This window comes from Xanthomonas arboricola pv. juglandis, assembly GCF_001013475.1.
GTDB lineage: Bacteria > Pseudomonadota > Gammaproteobacteria > Xanthomonadales > Xanthomonadaceae > Xanthomonas > Xanthomonas arboricola.
In genome coordinates this window covers 457,587-473,371 of the sequence record NZ_JZEF01000001.1, presented here as the reverse complement: position 1 = coordinate 473,371, position 15,785 = coordinate 457,587, and the positions used below count along the sequence as shown (strand labels likewise).

Here is a 15,785-nt window from a genome sequence, read left to right as displayed (position 1 = left end):
GCCTGTCCGGCGCGCTCGGCGGCGGCTGCGGGCGCGGCGGCCGGTGCGCGTGCGATGGCATTGCTGGCCCCGGCGCGCGGCGCCTCGATGCCTGGCTCGGCGATCGCCGCGGCGGTGTTGGGCGCATCGACCAATGCGGAATACTCGCGCACCAGCCGGCCCTGGCCCCACTCTACCTCGATCAGGAAGTTGATCGCCGGCTGCTCCACTGCCTGGCTGCTGGTCACGCGGACCACCGCACGCCCGCGCGCGTCCTGCGCAAACTGGAATTGCAGGTTGCTGACCAGGCCCTGCGGGCGCTCCAGGCCGACCCGTGCAAACGTGGTGGCCGATGCCAGCGCCACGCGTGCGTTGTCGAGTTCGCCCGGCTCATTGGAGATGACCGGAATCTCGGCCACCAGCGGTTGCCCGGGCCTGGACAGCACCCGGATATCGCCCAAGCCCAACGCCATGGCTGCGCCGCTGCAGGCCATCAGCAGCAGCGCACCTATTCCTTGTATCGGACGCATCGCGCCCCCGCCCCTATGTTTCATGGGCATCAATATAGCCGCTGCATGAGCGAAAAAGTCGGCCAGCTCGCGCAGAGTGTCGATGCGGCCGCGCTGCCGCAGTGCGGCACAGTGCGCAGCTATCTATGTTCGGCCAGTTTGGACGGCCATCTTCGCAAGGCGGCGGCTCGCCGTATCCAACGTGAAGATTTGCGCCGTGTTTGCTTGTCAGGCGGCGCGCGGGCGCGAGTATGACAGGCGCATTGCATATGGCAGATTACATGCTATTCATAGTACCCTGATCGCTGTTTGCGTCAGCAGATTCTCGATCTACGCAACGAGAATTTGCGCGCAACCGGATCTTCCGAAGAAAATAAGGTTGGCTATGGTCAGCATATTAAAGTGCCTAATTCTCACTTAACCAGTGGTGCCATCGTCAGCGGCAAGGTGTATCTGCGCACAGGATTGATCGACTTAACTGATAGGGCAAGGAGGATCCATGGTTGCGCGGGGGAAGTGGGGACTTACCAGGAATCCAGGCGGCGAGCTTGCCATCATGTGGGAATGGCCCTGGTACTGGCGATATCCAGCGGCTGCGGCGGTGCTGGCCGCCGGACTTTGGATGTGCATTTCGATATCAGCGAATGGGCGTAGCGAATGGCTACTCTGGTTGGTCGGCGGCTTCTCTGCATTGATCGCGCTTAGCTTCGCCTACGAGCTTGGGTGCCTAGTTGTAGTCGTAGCTTTCTTTGCGGGAGTTTTGGCAATAGTGAAGGCAGTTTTCCCGGAGGTCAGCATATCGCCGCAAGATTGGATTTGGCTCGTCGGAGCATTTGCTTACTATGCCTGGTATGTGGCAAATCAGGCGCGGCAACAAGCTGATACCAATCGACGCGCAATCGATAACGTCTGGTCGAGACTCAACGAGTTCGAACAGTCGCGACAATTCCACTCCGGCGACGTTTACGAAGAGATTGAGCATCTGCGGATGAGGGTTCGCAAGCTTGAGCGAGATACTTCAGACCCATTTGGTTTAGGCCAGTGAAGACAGCCCTGCTCATGGGGGGGGTGGCCCGAACGCATGCCTGAACGCCGTCCATAAAATCACCAAATAAATCTACCTTTTAGCATTCGTTGGAGGCACGGTGTATCTGCGTAGCAGGATCGATCGACTTAACTGACAGGGAGTTTGGGGATGAAATTTGACCGCATAGCAATCGCGCTTGTAGTGCTAGTGCTAGTGCTAGCTGGATGCTCGACATCGGGAACATCAGTTCTCATCGGAGAAAACACCTATCAACCGGTCAAACCGGATCACGTTGTGCTACTGGTTTCTCCACCAGCAAAGGCGCACGAAGTGATCGCACTGGTAGAAGGCGTAGCTGCAACAGACGACTATTTCACCAAAGAGCGCACAGAGGCGGCAGCAATCAAGGCCATGAGGGAGAAGGCAGCATCATTGGGTGCCGATGCAATTGTGCTCACTAGCAAAGGATCGGCACCCTACGGCCAGATTTCTACCGGGACTGCGTACGGAACGGCTACGCAGTCGGCTGGCACCATCTCAGGGATGTCCACTGTGAGCTCCACATCCATAGGCTGGGAGAAGATTACATTCTCCGGCACCGCCGTTCGCTACAAGGACCGCTAACATGAGGCTCATGATTTCAGCTATAGCAATTGCCGCTTGCACGGCCGGCTGTGTTTCCACTTCTGGAGTGGTGCCTGACGGCCAAGACGGCTACAGGATCATGTCTGAGGGAAAAACCGGCGCACAGACATCCGGCAAGCTTCAAGCGCAGAACTACTCCAAAGCGTCCGAACATTGCGCAAGCCAGGGCAAGGTTGTCGAAACACTTTCCACTGATTCAAAGCAAAGCCGTCCTCTTGGCGGTTTCCCCGAAGCCAATTTGAGGTTCAAGTGCGTAGAGCGAGCGCAATGAGTACGTGCCGCAGCACGCCCGCAATTCTGATGGTGGCGACACTTATAATAAGCACGCATGCGCACTCCGCGACGCTTTATAAGTGCTATGACCAAGTGGGCGCGGTTCGGTACACAGCAAAGCCAACCGAAGGCGAGCAGTGCACAGTGGTAAGTAATTACCAGCCCTCCTCACCATCAGCCTCAGCGCCAGCTATCCTCCGTTCGTGCCTGGACCCGGCGGGTCCAGGCAATGCCAGCCTTTTTGTCAGCCCATCTTTGCGCGCCGAAGAGTGCACGCGTGTTCTGTGCGCCGAGCCTGGGATGCGCGCCAAGGTTCGTGCGTATGCACTAAGCGATAAGCAGAGCCCAGATGACTCGCTCGATTCGCTGACTTGCCTAGCCCGCAAGAAAATAGACGCCACGAAGAAATAATCCGAAGCGACTAAGGTAAACGGTTTCACAACTCCACGCCCCGAATCCCCATCGCAGGCAGGCCCGCTCGCGCACATCAAGCGTGCGGGCCGTGTTCGATTAACACCGGCGAGTAGGGGCCGCATGGTCCAACGCGTCGCCCTGCTCAGCCTTCCTGTGCGACCAGCTCGGCCAGCTGCACGGCATTGAGCGCGGCGCCCTTGCGGATGTTGTCCGAGACGATCCACAGATTCAGACCGCGCGGATGCGACAGGTCCTCACGGATGCGACCGACGAACACCGCGTCCTTGCCGGAAGCGTGCGTGACCGGGGTCGGGTAGCCGCCCGGCTTGCGCTCGTCCACCACTTCCACGCCGGGCGATGCGGCCAGCAGCGCACGCGCGTCTTCGACGGTGAGCTTGTCGCGGGTTTCGATTGCCACCGCTTCGGAGTGACCGTAGAACACCGGCACGCGCACCGCGGTGGGATTCACCTGGATGGATTCGTCGCCCAGGATCTTGCGCGTCTCCCAGACCAGCTTCATCTCTTCCTTGGTGTAGCCGTTGTCCTGGAAGTCATCGATATGCGGAATCAGGTTGAAGGCGATCTGCACCGGGAAACGCTGCGGGTCGATCTGCTGGAAGCTCAGCAGCTCGCTGGTCTGCTTGCCCAGCTCTTCCATCGCCGAACGCCCGCCGCCGGAGACCGACTGGTAGGTCGCCACATTGATGCGCTCGATACCGTACTTGCGGTGGATCGGGCCGAGCGCGACCAGCATCTGCATGGTCGAGCAATTGGGGTTGGCGACGATGCCGCGCGGGCGCTGCTTCAGCGCTTCGGGATTGACCTCCGACACCACCAGCGGCACATCGTCGTCGTAGCGGAACGCGGAGGAATTATCGATCACCACCGCACCGGCGGCGGCGAACTTGGGGCCGTACTCCTTGGACACGCTGCCGCCTGCGGAGAACAGCGCAATGTCCACGCCGGTGGGATCGAAGTCGGCCAGGTCCAGCACATCGACCTTGCCGCCATTGAACTCCACCTGCCCGCCGGCCGAGCGCGCCGAGGCCAGTGCGTACAAGGTGGCGACCGGGAAGTTTCGCTCGGCCAGGATGCTCAGCATGGTCTCGCCGACAGCGCCGGTGGCGCCCACGACCGCGACGTTGAAACGACGGTTTTCGTTGCTCATGAGATTGTCTTTATCGAATAAGGAAAGTGGGGAATACGCTTGCGCAGTGGGTTCGGGGAACCTCCAAAGCTGGCCGCGGAGGTTCCCTATCGTTTGGTCGTGACGGTTTTGCCGGCGCCGGTGTTGATCGCGTCGCCATCGCGCACGCCGCCCTGTTTGGCAGCGGCCACTGCATCGGCATTCAACGCGCTCGGCGGATGGCCGGCATTGGGACCTTTGCCCAGCGCGGCAATCAGGTTGTCCACCGCCAGCTGCACCATCGCGCGGCGCGTGGCCAGGCTGGCGCTGCCGATATGCGGGGTGAGCACGACGTTGTGCAGGGCCAGCAGTTCGGGACGGACGGCAGGTTCGCCTTCGTACACATCCAGACCGGCACCGGCCAGGCGCCCGTTGGCGAGCGCATCGGCCAGCGCGATTTCATCGACCAGGCCGCCGCGCGCGATATTCACCAGCGTGGCGGTGCAACGCATCCTGCCCAGCGCTGCGGCATCGATGATGTGGTGCGAGTCCCTGGTGTACGGCAGCACCAGCACCAGGTGATCGGACTGCGCCAGCAACGTATCGAGGTCCACGTACTGCGCGCCGAGCGCCTGTTCGGTGGTGGCCGGCAGCTGGCTGCGGTTGTGGTACAGCACGCGCATGCCGAAGCCATGCGCGCCGCGGCGGGCGATGCCCTGCCCGATCCGGCCCATGCCCAGGATGCCCAGCGTGCTGCCGTGGATATCGGCACCGAGCATGGTCTTGAACGACCACTGCCCCCACTGCCCGTCGCGCAGCCAGCGCTCGGCTTCGGTAATGCGGCGCGCGGTGGCCATCAGCAAGGCAAAGCCGAGATCGGCCGTGGTCTCGGTCAGTACATCCGGGGTGTTGCTGGCCAGGATGCCGGCTGCGCTGAGCGCGTCCAGATCCAGATTGTTGTAGCCCACGCCGACATTGGCGATCGCGCGCAGTTGTGGCGCAGAGGCGATTTCCGCCGCGCCGATACGCTCGTTGAGGGTGATCAGCGCACCGTCCAGCGATGCCAGCCGCGCAGCCAGCTCGGCCGGCGTATGCGTGGTGACGCGCTCGGTGGTGGTCAGCTCGAAATGTTCGCCCAACTGCGCGACGACATCGTCGAACAGCGGCTGGCTGACCCACACCTTGGCGCGGCGCGAATCAGACATCGACCTGACCGGGAATGCGTGGCGCCACCTCACCGACATCGCCGCACTGGGCGCGATGACGCAAGGCCTGGTCCATCAGCACCAGCGCCATCATCGCCTCGGCGATCGGGGTGGCGCGGATGCCGACGCAGGGGTCGTGGCGGCCGGTGGTGATCACATCGACCACCGCGCCGTCCGCGTCCACGGTCGCGCCGGGCAGGCGCAGGCTGGAGGTCGGCTTGAGCACCATCGAGGCGGTGATCGCCTGGCCGGTGGAAATGCCGCCCAGGATGCCGCCGGCATGATTGCTGAGAAAGCCTTCGGGGGTGATCAGGTCGCGGTGTTCGGTGCCCTTCTGCGCGGCGCTGGCGAAGCCGTCGCCGATCTCCACGCCCTTGACCGCATTGATGCTCATCAAGGCGGCGGCCAGTTCGGCATCGAGCTTGCCGTAGATCGGCTCGCCCCAGCCCGCCGGCACGCCGCCGGCCACCACGTCCACGCGCGCACCGACCGAATCGCCGGACTTGCGCAGTGCGTCCATGTAGGTTTCCAGCTCCGGCACCTGCTCGGCATGCGGCCAGAAGAACGGATTGTCCTCGACCGCATTCCAGTCGAAACCGGTCGGGCGGATCTCGCCCAGCTGCGATAAAAATCCGCGCACCAGCACGCCGTAGCGCTGCTTGAGCCATTTCTTGGCGATCACCCCGGCGGCCACGCGCATGGTGGTTTCGCGCGCGGACGAGCGCCCGCCGCCACGCGGATCGCGGATGCCGTACTTCTGCCAATAGGTGTAGTCCGCGTGCCCGGGGCGGAACTGCTGGGCGATGTTGCTGTAGTCCTTGCTGCGCTGATCGGTGTTGCGGATCAGCAAACCGATCGGCGTGCCGGTGGTGCGGCCTTCGTAGACGCCGGACAGGATCTCGATCTCGTCGGCTTCGCGGCGTGCCGAGGTGTGCCGGCTCTTGCCGGATGCACGCCGCTGCAGATCGTGGATGAAGTCTTCCGGCGCGATTTCCAGGCCCGGCGGGCAACCGTCGACCACGCAGCCGATCGCCGGCCCATGCGACTCGCCGAAGGTGGTGACCGTCAACAGGCGGCCGAAACTGTTACTGCCCATGACGGCATCCTCTCAACATTGCAGCAGGTGGCGTGGCGCGCAGGATGCGCGGCAGGTGACGTGCCGCCACCAGCATCGGCGCCACCGCCCACAAGCCGCTGATCACCAACACGAACACATCCAGCTCAATACGTCCGCTGAGCAGCCAATCGGCGAGCAGGTACAGCGCAACGCCGATTCCGACCAGCAAGCCGAGTGCCACGACCAGCGTGCGGCGCCGGTGCGCACGCAGGGCCGCATCCGAACTGACCACCACGATCCACGCCGACACCAGGCCGAAAAACGCCATCAGGCCGAAGCCGATCTCCGCCGCCGCGCTCAACAAGCGCTGTGGCAAGGGACCGCCATACATCGGGTCGAACAGGCGGAACACCACGTCGATCAAGCCGAGCGGAATGCCGACGCCGAAGATGGACACCGGCAGCAGCAACAGCAGATCGCTCAGCTGCGGCCGCGTTGTGGACGACTCAGCGCGCACTGGCCAGCTCGGCGATGCGCGCGCCGTGCGCGATCAGTTCGCGGCATTCGACCGCGAAGATGCCCATCTGCCCGACCTTGAACTCGACCCAGGCCAGATCCACTTCCGGCAGCAGCTTGATCAGGTGCTGCTCGGACTCGCCCACTTCGCAGATCAGCAGGCCATCTTCGCTGAGGTGCTGCGGCGCATCGCGCAGGATCTTCAGCACCAGGTCCAGGCCATCGTCGCCCGCGCGCAGCCCCAGCTCCGGCTCGTAGGAATATTCCTGCGGCAGTGCGTCGGTTTCGTCGTTGGTGACGTACGGCGGATTGGTGACGATCAGGTCGTACTGGCGGCCACCCAGCCCGGCGAACAGGTCCGACTTGAGCAGGGTGACGTTGTCGGCATGCAGGCGCGCCTTGTTTTCGGCGGCCAGTGCCAGCGCGTCGTCGCTGATGTCCACGCCGTCCACGTCCCACTGCGGGTTGTAGTGGCCCATGGCGATGGCGATGCAGCCCGAACCAGTGCACAGGTCCAGCGCGCGGGTGACTTCGCGGCCGCCCAGCCAGGGTTCGAAGCCGGCTTCGATCAGCTCGGCGATCGGCGAACGCGGTACCAGCGCGCGCGCATCGCTCTTGAAACTCAGCCCGGCGAACCAGGCCTCGCCGGTCAGGTACGCGGCCGGCACGCGCTCGTTGATGCGGCGCTCAAACAGGCCCAGCACCTGCTCCTTTTCCGAGCGCAGCAGACGCGCCTGGCCATAGGCCGGGCCCAGATCGTGCGGCAGGTGCAGGCTGTGCAGGACCAGTTGGGTGGCCTCGTCCAGCGCATTGTCGTAGCTATGGCCGAAGGTCAGACCGGCTGCATTGAAACGGCTGGTGCCGTAGCGGATCAGGTCGATGATGGTGTGCAGTTCGTCGGCCGCGGCGGCAGTCATGGCAACAACTAAAGAGGAATCGGCCCCCGATTATAGAGGTCGGATCGGTATCATGAGCGTCCGTTGCACTGGAAACCGCCATGTTCAATCGCAATACCGGCATCGTGCTGCTGGTGGCGCTGGCCGCCGGCCTGGGGCTGTTGCTGGGCCAGAAGTTCCTCGGCGCCGCGCCCAGCTCGCCGTGGCCGCCCACCCGGACCATCACCTTCTATCCGCAGCCACGCACGCTGCCGCAGTTCAGCCTGCGCCAGTCCGACGGCACCCAGCTGGTACCCGGTGAGCTGCAGGGACATTGGACGCTGGTGTTCCTGGGCTTCACCTTCTGCCCGGACGTCTGCCCGACCACGCTGACCGATCTGGCGGTGGCGCAGCAGCAGTGGGAAAGCATCCCCGATGGCCTGCGCCCGCGCGTGCTGTTCGTGTCGGTGGACCCGCAGCGCGATCCGCCGGCACGCCTGGGCGACTACGCGCATGCCTTCCACAAGGACACCCTGGCCGCCACCGCCGACGTACCGGCGCTGCAGCGCTTTGCCACCGCGCTGGGCTTCGTGTTCCAGAAGGTCCCGGGCAAGGGCTTTGCGGACAATCCCAACGACTACAGCATGGATCACTCCGCCGGCATCGCCGTGCTCGACCCGCAGGGCCGCCTGGCCGGGCTGATCCGTCCCCCGCTCGACCCCAAGGCGATCGCCGCCGACCTCCAGCAACTGACCAAGGTAACCGCTCCGTGAGTCTCGTCACTTCCCTGACCTACGTGCTGCCGCACCGGTTGCTGTCCTCGCTGGCGCGCGCGCTGGCCTATTCCGACACGCCATCCACCAAGCAGTGGTTGATCGACACGATCACGCGCAAGTTCGGCGTGGACCTGAGCGAAGCACTGGAGCCGGACCCGCGCGCCTATCCCACCTTCAATGCATTCTTCACCCGCGCCTTGAAGCCGGGCGCACGCGTGCCCGACGCCGATCCTGCGGCGCTGCTGATGCCCGCCGACGGCCGCATCAGCCAGCTCGGCCCGATCGAGAACGGCCGCATTTTCCAGGCCAAGGGGCAGTCGTTCACTGCCGCCGAATTGCTCGGCGACGCCGAAGCGGCGCAGCCGTTCAACGACGGCCTGTTCGCCACCGTCTACCTCTCGCCCAAGGACTACCACCGCGTGCATATGCCGTGGACCGGCACCCTGCGCGAGACTGTGCACGTACCCGGCCGCTTGTTCAGCGTCGGCCCGGATGCGGTGCGCAATGTGCCGCGGCTGTTCGCACGCAACGAGCGCCTGGTCTGCCACTTCGACACCGACTTCGGCCCGATGGTCTCGGTGATGGTGGGTGCGCTGCTGGTGTCGGGCGTGGAAACGGTGTGGAGCGGCGTGGAGATCCCGCGCTATGGCGATCGCATCACGCGCAAGGACTATCGCGGCAAGGGCATCGTGCTGGAGAAGTTTGCGGAGATGGCGCGCTTCAATTACGGCTCGACCGTGATCGTGCTGCTGCCGCCAGGTGTCGCCAAGCTCGATGGCGGACTTGCTGCGGAGACATCGGTTCGCTTGGGGCAAGCGCTCGCACGTCGCCAGGTGAGGTGATCACAGCGGCGCGCCTGCGATTGCCCGCCCCGGTACGCAAGTGATGCAACGCAGCGACGTCCTCGTAGAAGCGGGCCTGACCGCGACAGGGCATTCTCGACGGAGTTCAATGCGCAGGCGCATGTCGCGCTACCAGCCTCCGATGTAGAGCTACGTTGGAACTACCCGGACTGCTTCGTCGCGGCCAGGTCCGCTCCTACCACGGCGCAGCCCGGCGCAGTGCCCCGATGCGGTACGCCGGCCTACGCTGGCCGACGATCTCCGCTGATCAATTCGATGGCCTACTCCGATGCAGGAGCATGGGTCTGCGACGAAAACGCCGCCGCGACGGTGTCATCGCCGCCAGACTCGCTCGCTACAAGACCGATGCCCAGTCCGGCTCCTAACAAGACGATGCGGGCGTAGGAGCGGGCCCGACCGCGACGTGGCATGCGCAGTGAGGCTGGGGGCGCTTGGGCCTTTGGCACTCCAGCCCCCGATTCGGAACTGCCTTGCCTGTGCCGGAACTACCCGGACTGCTTCGTCGCGGCCAGGTCCGCTCCTACGGGGCGCCCTACCGCTTCTAACGGAGCGCGGCCCGGCGCAGCTTGCCGAAGCAGCTGGCCGATGCTCTAACCCACGCGGCACTGCAAGCGCTGCTCAGCGATCGCAGCCGGCCAGCTTGATGCTCTGCCCTGGCTTGAGCGCATACGACGGTGCCTTCAGGCCATTGGCCTTGGCCAGCTCCTTGATCTCGCACTGGTACTTCTGCGCGACGCGGCCGAGCGTGTCACCCCTGGCGACGGTGTAGCTGCGCGCCTGCTTGGCCTTGGGCTTGGCGATCGCCGGCTGGCCGGTAGCCACGGTGGTCGGCACACCGGCCATCGGGCTGACATCGCCCACCGCCACGCTGGGCACGTACTCGGGGGCGCTGCTGCTGCGCACGATCGCGCTGTTGAGGTCGGCGGTGATCAGCGTGCGCGCCAGGTCCGCGCGCGGGCCGTTGACGCAGTAGCGCGTGTACAGGCTGACGATGCGGTTGGTGGCGTTGATGACGGTGCCGGCCGGGATCCAGCCATCGGATTCATAGCGCGGGTTGAGGTTGCGCAACGCACGCATGTAACCGTCGCGCGTGCCCATGCTGCCCAGGCAGATGGTGAGTTCGTAGATGGTGGTCGACTTGGCCAGCTTCAGCGTGGCCGGCTGCGCGTCGAGCTTGGCGAAGTCCACACCGTACTGGCGCGGGTGCAGGAAGATCCATGCCGCAGCGATCACCATCGGCACGTAGTCCTTGGTTTCGGCCGGGAACTGGTTGTAGACATCCTGCTCCCAGAACCCGCGCCCGCCGCTCTGCGAGAACACGCGCGCGGCACGGCCTTCGCCACCGTTGTAGGCGGCCAGCGCCAGCTCGATGTTGCGGTTGAGCCCGGCCATGCGCTCGTTGAGGTAGGCGGCGCTGGCTTCGGCGGCGCTGCGTGCATCGAAGCGCGTGTCGAAGCCGGTGCCGTCCGGGCCCAGCCCGAAGCGACGCCCGGTGGCCGGCATGAACTGCATCAACCCGGCCGCGCCGGCACGCGAACTGGCGTGCACCTTGCCGTTGGATTCCTTGGCCATGATGCCGAACAGCAGCGCCTCGGGCAGGCCGCGCTTCTGCCATTCCGGCCACATCACCCCGCGCAGGTTGCTGTAGTTCTCGTAGCTGGTCAGCAGCGCCGGGCGCATGTCGGTCAGCCAGCGGCGGATGCCGGCCTGCACGGCAGGGTTGTACTGCACCATCTTGTCGAAATCGTGGCGCTGGTCGTTGAGCAGCGTGGCAGCACGCGCCGCCTCGGGCACGCCGTTCGCCGCCGGGCCGAGGTGGTCCGGGTCGGCCTGCAGCAGGGTGTCGTCGTCCTGCGGATCTTCGGCGGCCGGCGCTTCGGCATCGGCGCGCGCCTTCAGCAGGCGTTTGTAGGTGGCCAGCTGATTGGCGACCAGGCAGCCGCGCTGCTTGATGCAGGCGTCGATGACGTCTTCCATGTCCTCCAGCGCGGCATCGCCTTCGGCGGTGCCCTTGGGGTCGGAGTTGTTCACCAGCACCAGCGCATCGCGGTAACGCTTTTCGGCGGCGGCCATGCGGGCATCGAGCACGGCGGCCTTCTCCGTGTCGCGTTTGGAAATGGCGTGGGCAGCGGGGACGACAGACATCAGCGCCACCACGACCAGAACCGGCCATGGGCGCAAACCAAAATGAGCGAGCGGCATCGTAGGCAGTGCAGCGGAAAGGCAGGCAGGGTAGCCGCCGGGGCGACACCGGAGCAAGGCGGCGGGGCCGGCAGGGTCAGTGGGCCGTTAGCTTGGTGGTGGCGCAGCGGGCCTGGAATGCCTTGAGGAAGGGCGGCAAGCGGCTGGCACACAGGCTGCATTGTTGCACTGCCTGTCGGCCGCCGGCAGCCAGACAGCGCGGTCGAAATCCGGGGTCAAGCCCCGCCCGGTTTGCGCGGCCGGATTGCCCGCTAGAATCCGGCATTTCCCACCGGATCTGCGCTATGGCCTCGTTCCTGCTCGGCAAAGGCGTCACCGACGACATCCCGGTCGTGCTGGAAGGACGCTTCGGCAATCGCCACGGACTGGTGGCCGGCGCCACCGGCACCGGCAAGACCGTGACCTTGATGACCCTGGCCGAAGGCTTCTCGCGCATGGGTGTCCCGGTGTTCCTGGCCGACGTGAAAGGCGATGTCGCCGGGCTGGCGGTGGCAGGCGACGGCGCCGCCGGCGTGCTGCAGCGCGCCACGGAGATCGGCATCGCCGACTACGCGCCGGCCGCCAGCCCGGTGGTGTTCTGGGATCTGTACGGTCAGCTCGGCCACCCGGTGCGCACCACCGTCAGCGAGATGGGCCCTGCCCTGCTCGCGCGTATTCTGGAACTCAACGACACCCAGTCCGGCGTGCTCGACATCGTGTTCAACCTGGCCGACGACCGTGGCCTGCTGTTGCTGGACCTGGATGACCTGCGCGCGCTGCTTGGATTGGTGGTGGAAGAACGCAAGGAACTGTCCACCAGTTACGGGCTGGTCTCCAGCCAGTCGGTGGCCGCGATCCAGCGCGCTCTGCTGCGGCTGGCGCAGGACGGCGGCGAGCACTTCTTCGGCGAGCCGGCGCTGGAGCTGGCTGACCTGATGCGCGTGTCTGCTGACGGCCGTGGCGTGATCGGCCTCCTGGCGGCCAATCAATTGGTGCTCAAGCCGAAGCTGTATTCCACCTTCCTGCTGTGGCTGCTGTCGGAACTGTTCGAGCGTCTGCCCGAGGTGGGCGACCTGGAACACCCCAAGCTGGTGTTCGTCTTCGACGAAGCGCATTTGCTGTTCGACGATGCGCCGGCTGCGCTGGTGCAGCGGATCGAGCAGGTGGTCCGGCTGATCCGCTCCAAGGGCGTGGGCGTGTATTTCTGCTCGCAGTTTCCCGACGACATTCCGGACAACATCCTCGGCCAGCTCGGCAACCGCGTACAGCATGCTCTGCGCGCGTTCACCCCGCGCGACCAGAAGGCGGTCAAGACTGCGGCGCAGACCTTCGTGGCCAATCCCAAGCTCGATGTGGCCACGGCGATCTCCAGCCTGGGCACCGGCGAGGCGCTGGTGTCGCCGCTGCAAGGCAAGGGCGTGCCGGCACCGGTGCAGCAAACGCTCATCGCCCCGCCGCGCTGCCGCATGGGCGCCATCAGCGAGACCGAACGCGCGCAGATGCGCGCGGCCAGCCCGGTCGGCACCCGCTACGACACCGCGATCAACCGAGAATCGGCTGCCGAGCTGCTGGCGCGCCGCGTCGAACAGGTCGCCGAACACAATGCCGCACCGCCGGCACGCACGCGCGAAGACGACGATGCGCACGACAGCGGCTTCGGCAAGGCGGTCAAGGACGCGGTGTTCGGCACCAGCCGCCGCCAGGGCATGCTCGAAGCGATGGCCAAGCAGACCTCGCGCACGGTGGGCAGCAAGATCGGCCAGCAGATCGTGCGCGGCATCTTCGGCAGTATTTTTGGTGGGAAGCGTTGATCAGCTTGACCGCCGCCGACACATCTCGATGACACAGTCGCCCTGAAGGGCTACCGCGTGTTGGCGTGAACTTACCCCAACACGCCATGCAACTTGGCGTACTGCAGCAGCATGATGGTCTTGGCATCGGCGATCTCGCCCGAGCCGACCATCGCCAGCGCTGTATCAAGGGACAGCTCGAGCACCTCGATCTCTTCGCCGTCTTCTTCGAGTCCGCCGCCCTCGCTGACCTTGTCGCCGTCGAAGTATTCACCGACGAAGAAGTACAGGCGTTCGGTGACCGAGCCAGGGCTCATGAAGGCCTCGAACACCTTGCGCACGTTGTCGATGCGGTAGCCGGTTTCTTCTTCGGTTTCCTTGCGGATGCAGGTCAGCGCATCGTCCTGGTCGAGCAGGCCGGCACAGGCTTCGATCAGCATGCCGTCGGGATTGCCATTTAGCAGCGTGGGCAGGCGGAACTGGCGGGTCAGCATCACCGTCTGCTTGGCGCGGCTATACAGCAGAATGGTGGCGCCATTGCCACGATCGTAGGCTTCACGTGACAGGGTCTGCCAGCGGCCGTCCTTGCGCTGAAAATCGAACGTGACCTTACGCAGCACATACCAATTGTCCGAGAGCACATCGATGCTGCGAATGCGGACCTGCGGGTTGCCAGTGGCAGAGGGATTCAAGCGACACTCCTTGTGATGCTAGCGACGGCAATGCCAGGGGCGCGGCGCGCCCGGTCGCTCGTATGGGCCGCAAGATTGCGGCGGGCCATTATTTTACCTATTGCCCCCCAGTGCGTCGGACAGATCATGCACGCAACGCATCGATGGTCTGTCGATGCGCATCCGATGCTATCGGACACAGCGAGCTTCAATGCAGTGCTGCCACTGACGCATGGCCAGCAATATCCAGACCGTGCCGGCGACATGGCGCCGGCCTGTGCCCATTCCAGGTTTAATTGGCTCGCCCTCCCCCAATTGCGTGACGGCACGCGCCACCGCACAATCCGGTCACATCACACGCCTGGGGAGCGTCATGGAAGACCGTTTTCGCGCACGCAAGGTTGCCGCGCAGGCCGCGCCGGCACCGTTCTGGACCCGCATACCCGCCATTGCCACCTATCCGCTGCGCGGCTCGGCGCTGTACGCATTGATTGCGCTGACGCTGTGCAGCGCACTGCTGGTGCTGCCGGGCATCCTGAAACTGGTGGTCGCCGGCGTGCTGGGCATGGCGACCTACACCTATGCCTTCGACATCCTGCGCCATACCGCCGACGGGCAAGCCGACGCTCCTCGACTGGGCTACAACAGCTTCGACAGCGCGGTGCTGCGGCTGGTCTTGCTGGCGCTTGCGTTGGGCATCGTCATTGGTGCCGCTGGCGTGCTGGCGGGCAAGCCTGGCCTGACCATCGCCTATCTGGCAGTCCAGCTGCTGCTGCCGGGCATGATGATTGCGCTGGCCATCGATGGCAGCCTGCGCCGCGCCCTCAATCCGGCCGTGTCGATCGACATGGCAATGCGCATCGGCTGGCCGTACCTGGCTGCATACGGTTTGCTGTACGTGATCCAGGGCAGCGCCACCGCGGCGATCTTCATCGCGCTGAAGTATCTGCCGCCGATCGTGCGCGAGGCGACGGTGGTGATCGCCTCGATCTGGAGCCTGTTCGCCAGCTTCCACCTGATGGGGTATCTGGTCTACCAGTACCACGAAGACCTCGGCTACGTGCCCAGCGGCGATGCGGCGCTCGAGCGCGAAGACCCCGATCAACGCCTGCTCGACGAAGCCGACCAGTACCTGCGCGACGGACATTCCGACGAGGCGTTCCAGGCCCTGCGCGGGGCGGTGCGTTCGCGTGCGGTGAGCCTGGCGGTGCACGAGCTGTATCAACGCCTGCTGCGTCAACACCATCGCAACGATGAACTGCGCGAGCACACCCGCCAGTACATCAACCGCCTGATGCAGGAAAAACAGGAGCGTCGCGCGCTCGCACTGCAGCGCGAAGCGCTGGACGGCGACTCCACGTTTACCCCGCTGACGCCAGAGCACGCCACCTTGCTGGCCGAGCGCGCCAAGATGGCCGGGCAATTCCAGCTGGCGACCGATGGTCTGCTTGCGGCAATCGCCGCATGGCCGCGCGATCGGATGATGCCGGCATGGTCGCTGGATGCCGGCCTGCTGTTGGGCGAGCGGTTCGGCCGCGATGAGCAGGCGCGCGCAGTGCTGCAAAACGCACTGGTTCAATGCGACGACGATGCACTACGCGCGAAGCTGGAAGCCGCGCTGAAAGCGGTGGCGATTCAACCAGCTTGAGCAGCCAACAAAGCTTTCTAAGGCTCAGATCAGATGCTCCACCATCGGTCCGTCGCGCGACGTGTACTGCTCGTAACCCTACATACCGACCATCTCGACTGGTCCTTGCCCGCTCACCGTCGCGGGACCTTACGCGGCATGGATGCCGCGTAAGAGCCTACAAGGACGTACTCGCGGCGTGTCCTGCGATGGTGGGCGGGTAAGGACCCTGCAGCCAGGCTGCAGATCCA

Annotated in this window: 17 protein-coding genes; 9 read left to right on the top strand and 8 right to left on the bottom strand. The window is 64.9% G+C overall.

What is annotated here, in order from left to right:
• On the bottom strand, nt 1-452 hold a 452-nt coding region (locus XARJCFBP2528_RS01935), incomplete at its 3' end, for a type IV pilus assembly protein FimV (RefSeq protein ID WP_487006754.1).
• A 345-nt stretch (nt 453-797) separates the two neighbouring features.
• Between XARJCFBP2528_RS01935 and XARJCFBP2528_RS23150 the strand changes: the two genes are divergently transcribed.
• The 5 genes from XARJCFBP2528_RS23150 to XARJCFBP2528_RS24395 all read left to right on the top strand — a co-directional run bounded on the left by XARJCFBP2528_RS23150 (nt 798) and on the right by XARJCFBP2528_RS24395 (nt 2,844).
• Nucleotides 798-1,142, top strand: coding sequence for a hypothetical protein (locus tag XARJCFBP2528_RS23150; protein WP_144422036.1), 345 nt, complete (start codon nt 798-800; stop codon nt 1,140-1,142).
• Between the two features lie 115 nt (nt 1,143-1,257).
• The gene (locus XARJCFBP2528_RS23145; RefSeq protein ID WP_155410686.1) at nt 1,258-1,533 is read left to right on the top strand and encodes a hypothetical protein; all 276 of its coding nucleotides are present in this window, start codon (nt 1,258-1,260) and stop codon (nt 1,531-1,533) included.
• A gap of 150 nt (nt 1,534-1,683) precedes the next feature.
• Nucleotides 1,684-2,139, top strand: coding sequence for a YbjQ family protein (locus XARJCFBP2528_RS23140; protein ID WP_144422034.1), 456 nt, complete (start codon nt 1,684-1,686; stop codon nt 2,137-2,139).
• Nucleotide 2,140: 1 nt separating this feature from the next.
• A complete protein-coding gene (locus tag XARJCFBP2528_RS23135) occupies nt 2,141-2,431 on the top strand; it encodes a hypothetical protein (RefSeq protein ID WP_144422033.1) in 291 nt (96 codons plus the stop codon).
• The gene (locus XARJCFBP2528_RS24395; RefSeq protein WP_115655316.1) at nt 2,428-2,844 is read left to right on the top strand and encodes a DUF4124 domain-containing protein; all 417 of its coding nucleotides are present in this window, start codon (nt 2,428-2,430) and stop codon (nt 2,842-2,844) included. The genes XARJCFBP2528_RS23135 and XARJCFBP2528_RS24395 overlap by 4 nt, the downstream gene beginning before the upstream one ends.
• A gap of 145 nt (nt 2,845-2,989) precedes the next feature.
• On the opposite strand, the gene XARJCFBP2528_RS01925 is transcribed toward XARJCFBP2528_RS24395, so the two are convergent.
• The 5 genes from XARJCFBP2528_RS01925 to prmB form a co-directional block, all read right to left on the bottom strand.
• Nucleotides 2,990-4,015: an aspartate-semialdehyde dehydrogenase gene (locus XARJCFBP2528_RS01925; protein WP_047124248.1), complete on the bottom strand. Its 1,026-nt coding sequence runs from the start codon at nt 4,013-4,015 to the stop codon at nt 2,990-2,992.
• Nucleotides 4,016-4,101: 86 nt separating this feature from the next.
• Nucleotides 4,102-5,178, bottom strand: coding sequence for a 2-hydroxyacid dehydrogenase (locus XARJCFBP2528_RS01920; RefSeq protein WP_047124247.1), 1,077 nt, complete (start codon nt 5,176-5,178; stop codon nt 4,102-4,104).
• On the bottom strand, nt 5,171-6,274 hold the full coding sequence (gene aroC, locus XARJCFBP2528_RS01915) for a chorismate synthase (RefSeq protein WP_047124246.1): 1,104 nt from the start codon (nt 6,272-6,274) through the stop codon (nt 5,171-5,173). Before aroC ends, XARJCFBP2528_RS01920 begins: the two co-directional genes overlap by 8 nt.
• On the bottom strand, nt 6,264-6,752 hold the full coding sequence (locus XARJCFBP2528_RS01910; protein ID WP_047124245.1) for a hypothetical protein: 489 nt from the start codon (nt 6,750-6,752) through the stop codon (nt 6,264-6,266). The genes aroC and XARJCFBP2528_RS01910 overlap by 11 nt, the downstream gene beginning before the upstream one ends.
• Nucleotides 6,742-7,668, bottom strand: coding sequence for a 50S ribosomal protein L3 N(5)-glutamine methyltransferase (prmB, locus tag XARJCFBP2528_RS01905; RefSeq protein ID WP_016903701.1), 927 nt, complete (start codon nt 7,666-7,668; stop codon nt 6,742-6,744). The genes XARJCFBP2528_RS01910 and prmB overlap by 11 nt, the downstream gene beginning before the upstream one ends.
• Nucleotides 7,669-7,748: 80 nt before the next feature.
• Between prmB and XARJCFBP2528_RS01900 the strand changes: the two genes are divergently transcribed.
• Together XARJCFBP2528_RS01900 and asd are read left to right on the top strand one after the other, a co-directional pair.
• On the top strand, nt 7,749-8,399 hold the full coding sequence (locus XARJCFBP2528_RS01900; RefSeq protein WP_016903702.1) for an SCO family protein: 651 nt from the start codon (nt 7,749-7,751) through the stop codon (nt 8,397-8,399).
• Entirely contained in the window at nt 8,396-9,244 is an 849-nt protein-coding gene (asd, locus tag XARJCFBP2528_RS01895; RefSeq protein WP_047124244.1) for an archaetidylserine decarboxylase, read from the top strand. Before XARJCFBP2528_RS01900 ends, asd begins: the two co-directional genes overlap by 4 nt.
• 639 nt (nt 9,245-9,883) lie before the next feature.
• Here asd and XARJCFBP2528_RS01890 read toward each other — a convergent pair.
• The gene (locus XARJCFBP2528_RS01890) at nt 9,884-11,467 is read right to left on the bottom strand and encodes a transglycosylase SLT domain-containing protein (protein ID WP_047124243.1); all 1,584 of its coding nucleotides are present in this window, start codon (nt 11,465-11,467) and stop codon (nt 9,884-9,886) included.
• Nucleotides 11,468-11,751: 284 nt separating this feature from the next.
• On the opposite strand from XARJCFBP2528_RS01890, the gene XARJCFBP2528_RS01885 reads away from it, so the two are divergent.
• Nucleotides 11,752-13,257: a helicase HerA-like domain-containing protein gene (locus XARJCFBP2528_RS01885; RefSeq protein WP_016903705.1), complete on the top strand. Its 1,506-nt coding sequence runs from the start codon at nt 11,752-11,754 to the stop codon at nt 13,255-13,257.
• A gap of 71 nt (nt 13,258-13,328) precedes the next feature.
• Here XARJCFBP2528_RS01885 and nudK read toward each other — a convergent pair whose 3' ends face one another.
• Entirely contained in the window at nt 13,329-13,928 is a 600-nt protein-coding gene (gene nudK / locus XARJCFBP2528_RS01880; protein WP_016903706.1) for a GDP-mannose pyrophosphatase NudK, read from the bottom strand.
• A 352-nt stretch (nt 13,929-14,280) separates the two neighbouring features.
• On the opposite strand from nudK, the gene XARJCFBP2528_RS23665 reads away from it, so the two are divergent.
• Complete coding sequence (locus XARJCFBP2528_RS23665) at nt 14,281-15,555, top strand: hypothetical protein (RefSeq protein ID WP_047124242.1); 1,275 nt, start codon at nt 14,281-14,283, stop codon at nt 15,553-15,555.
• Nucleotides 15,556-15,785: the final 230 nt, after the last annotated feature.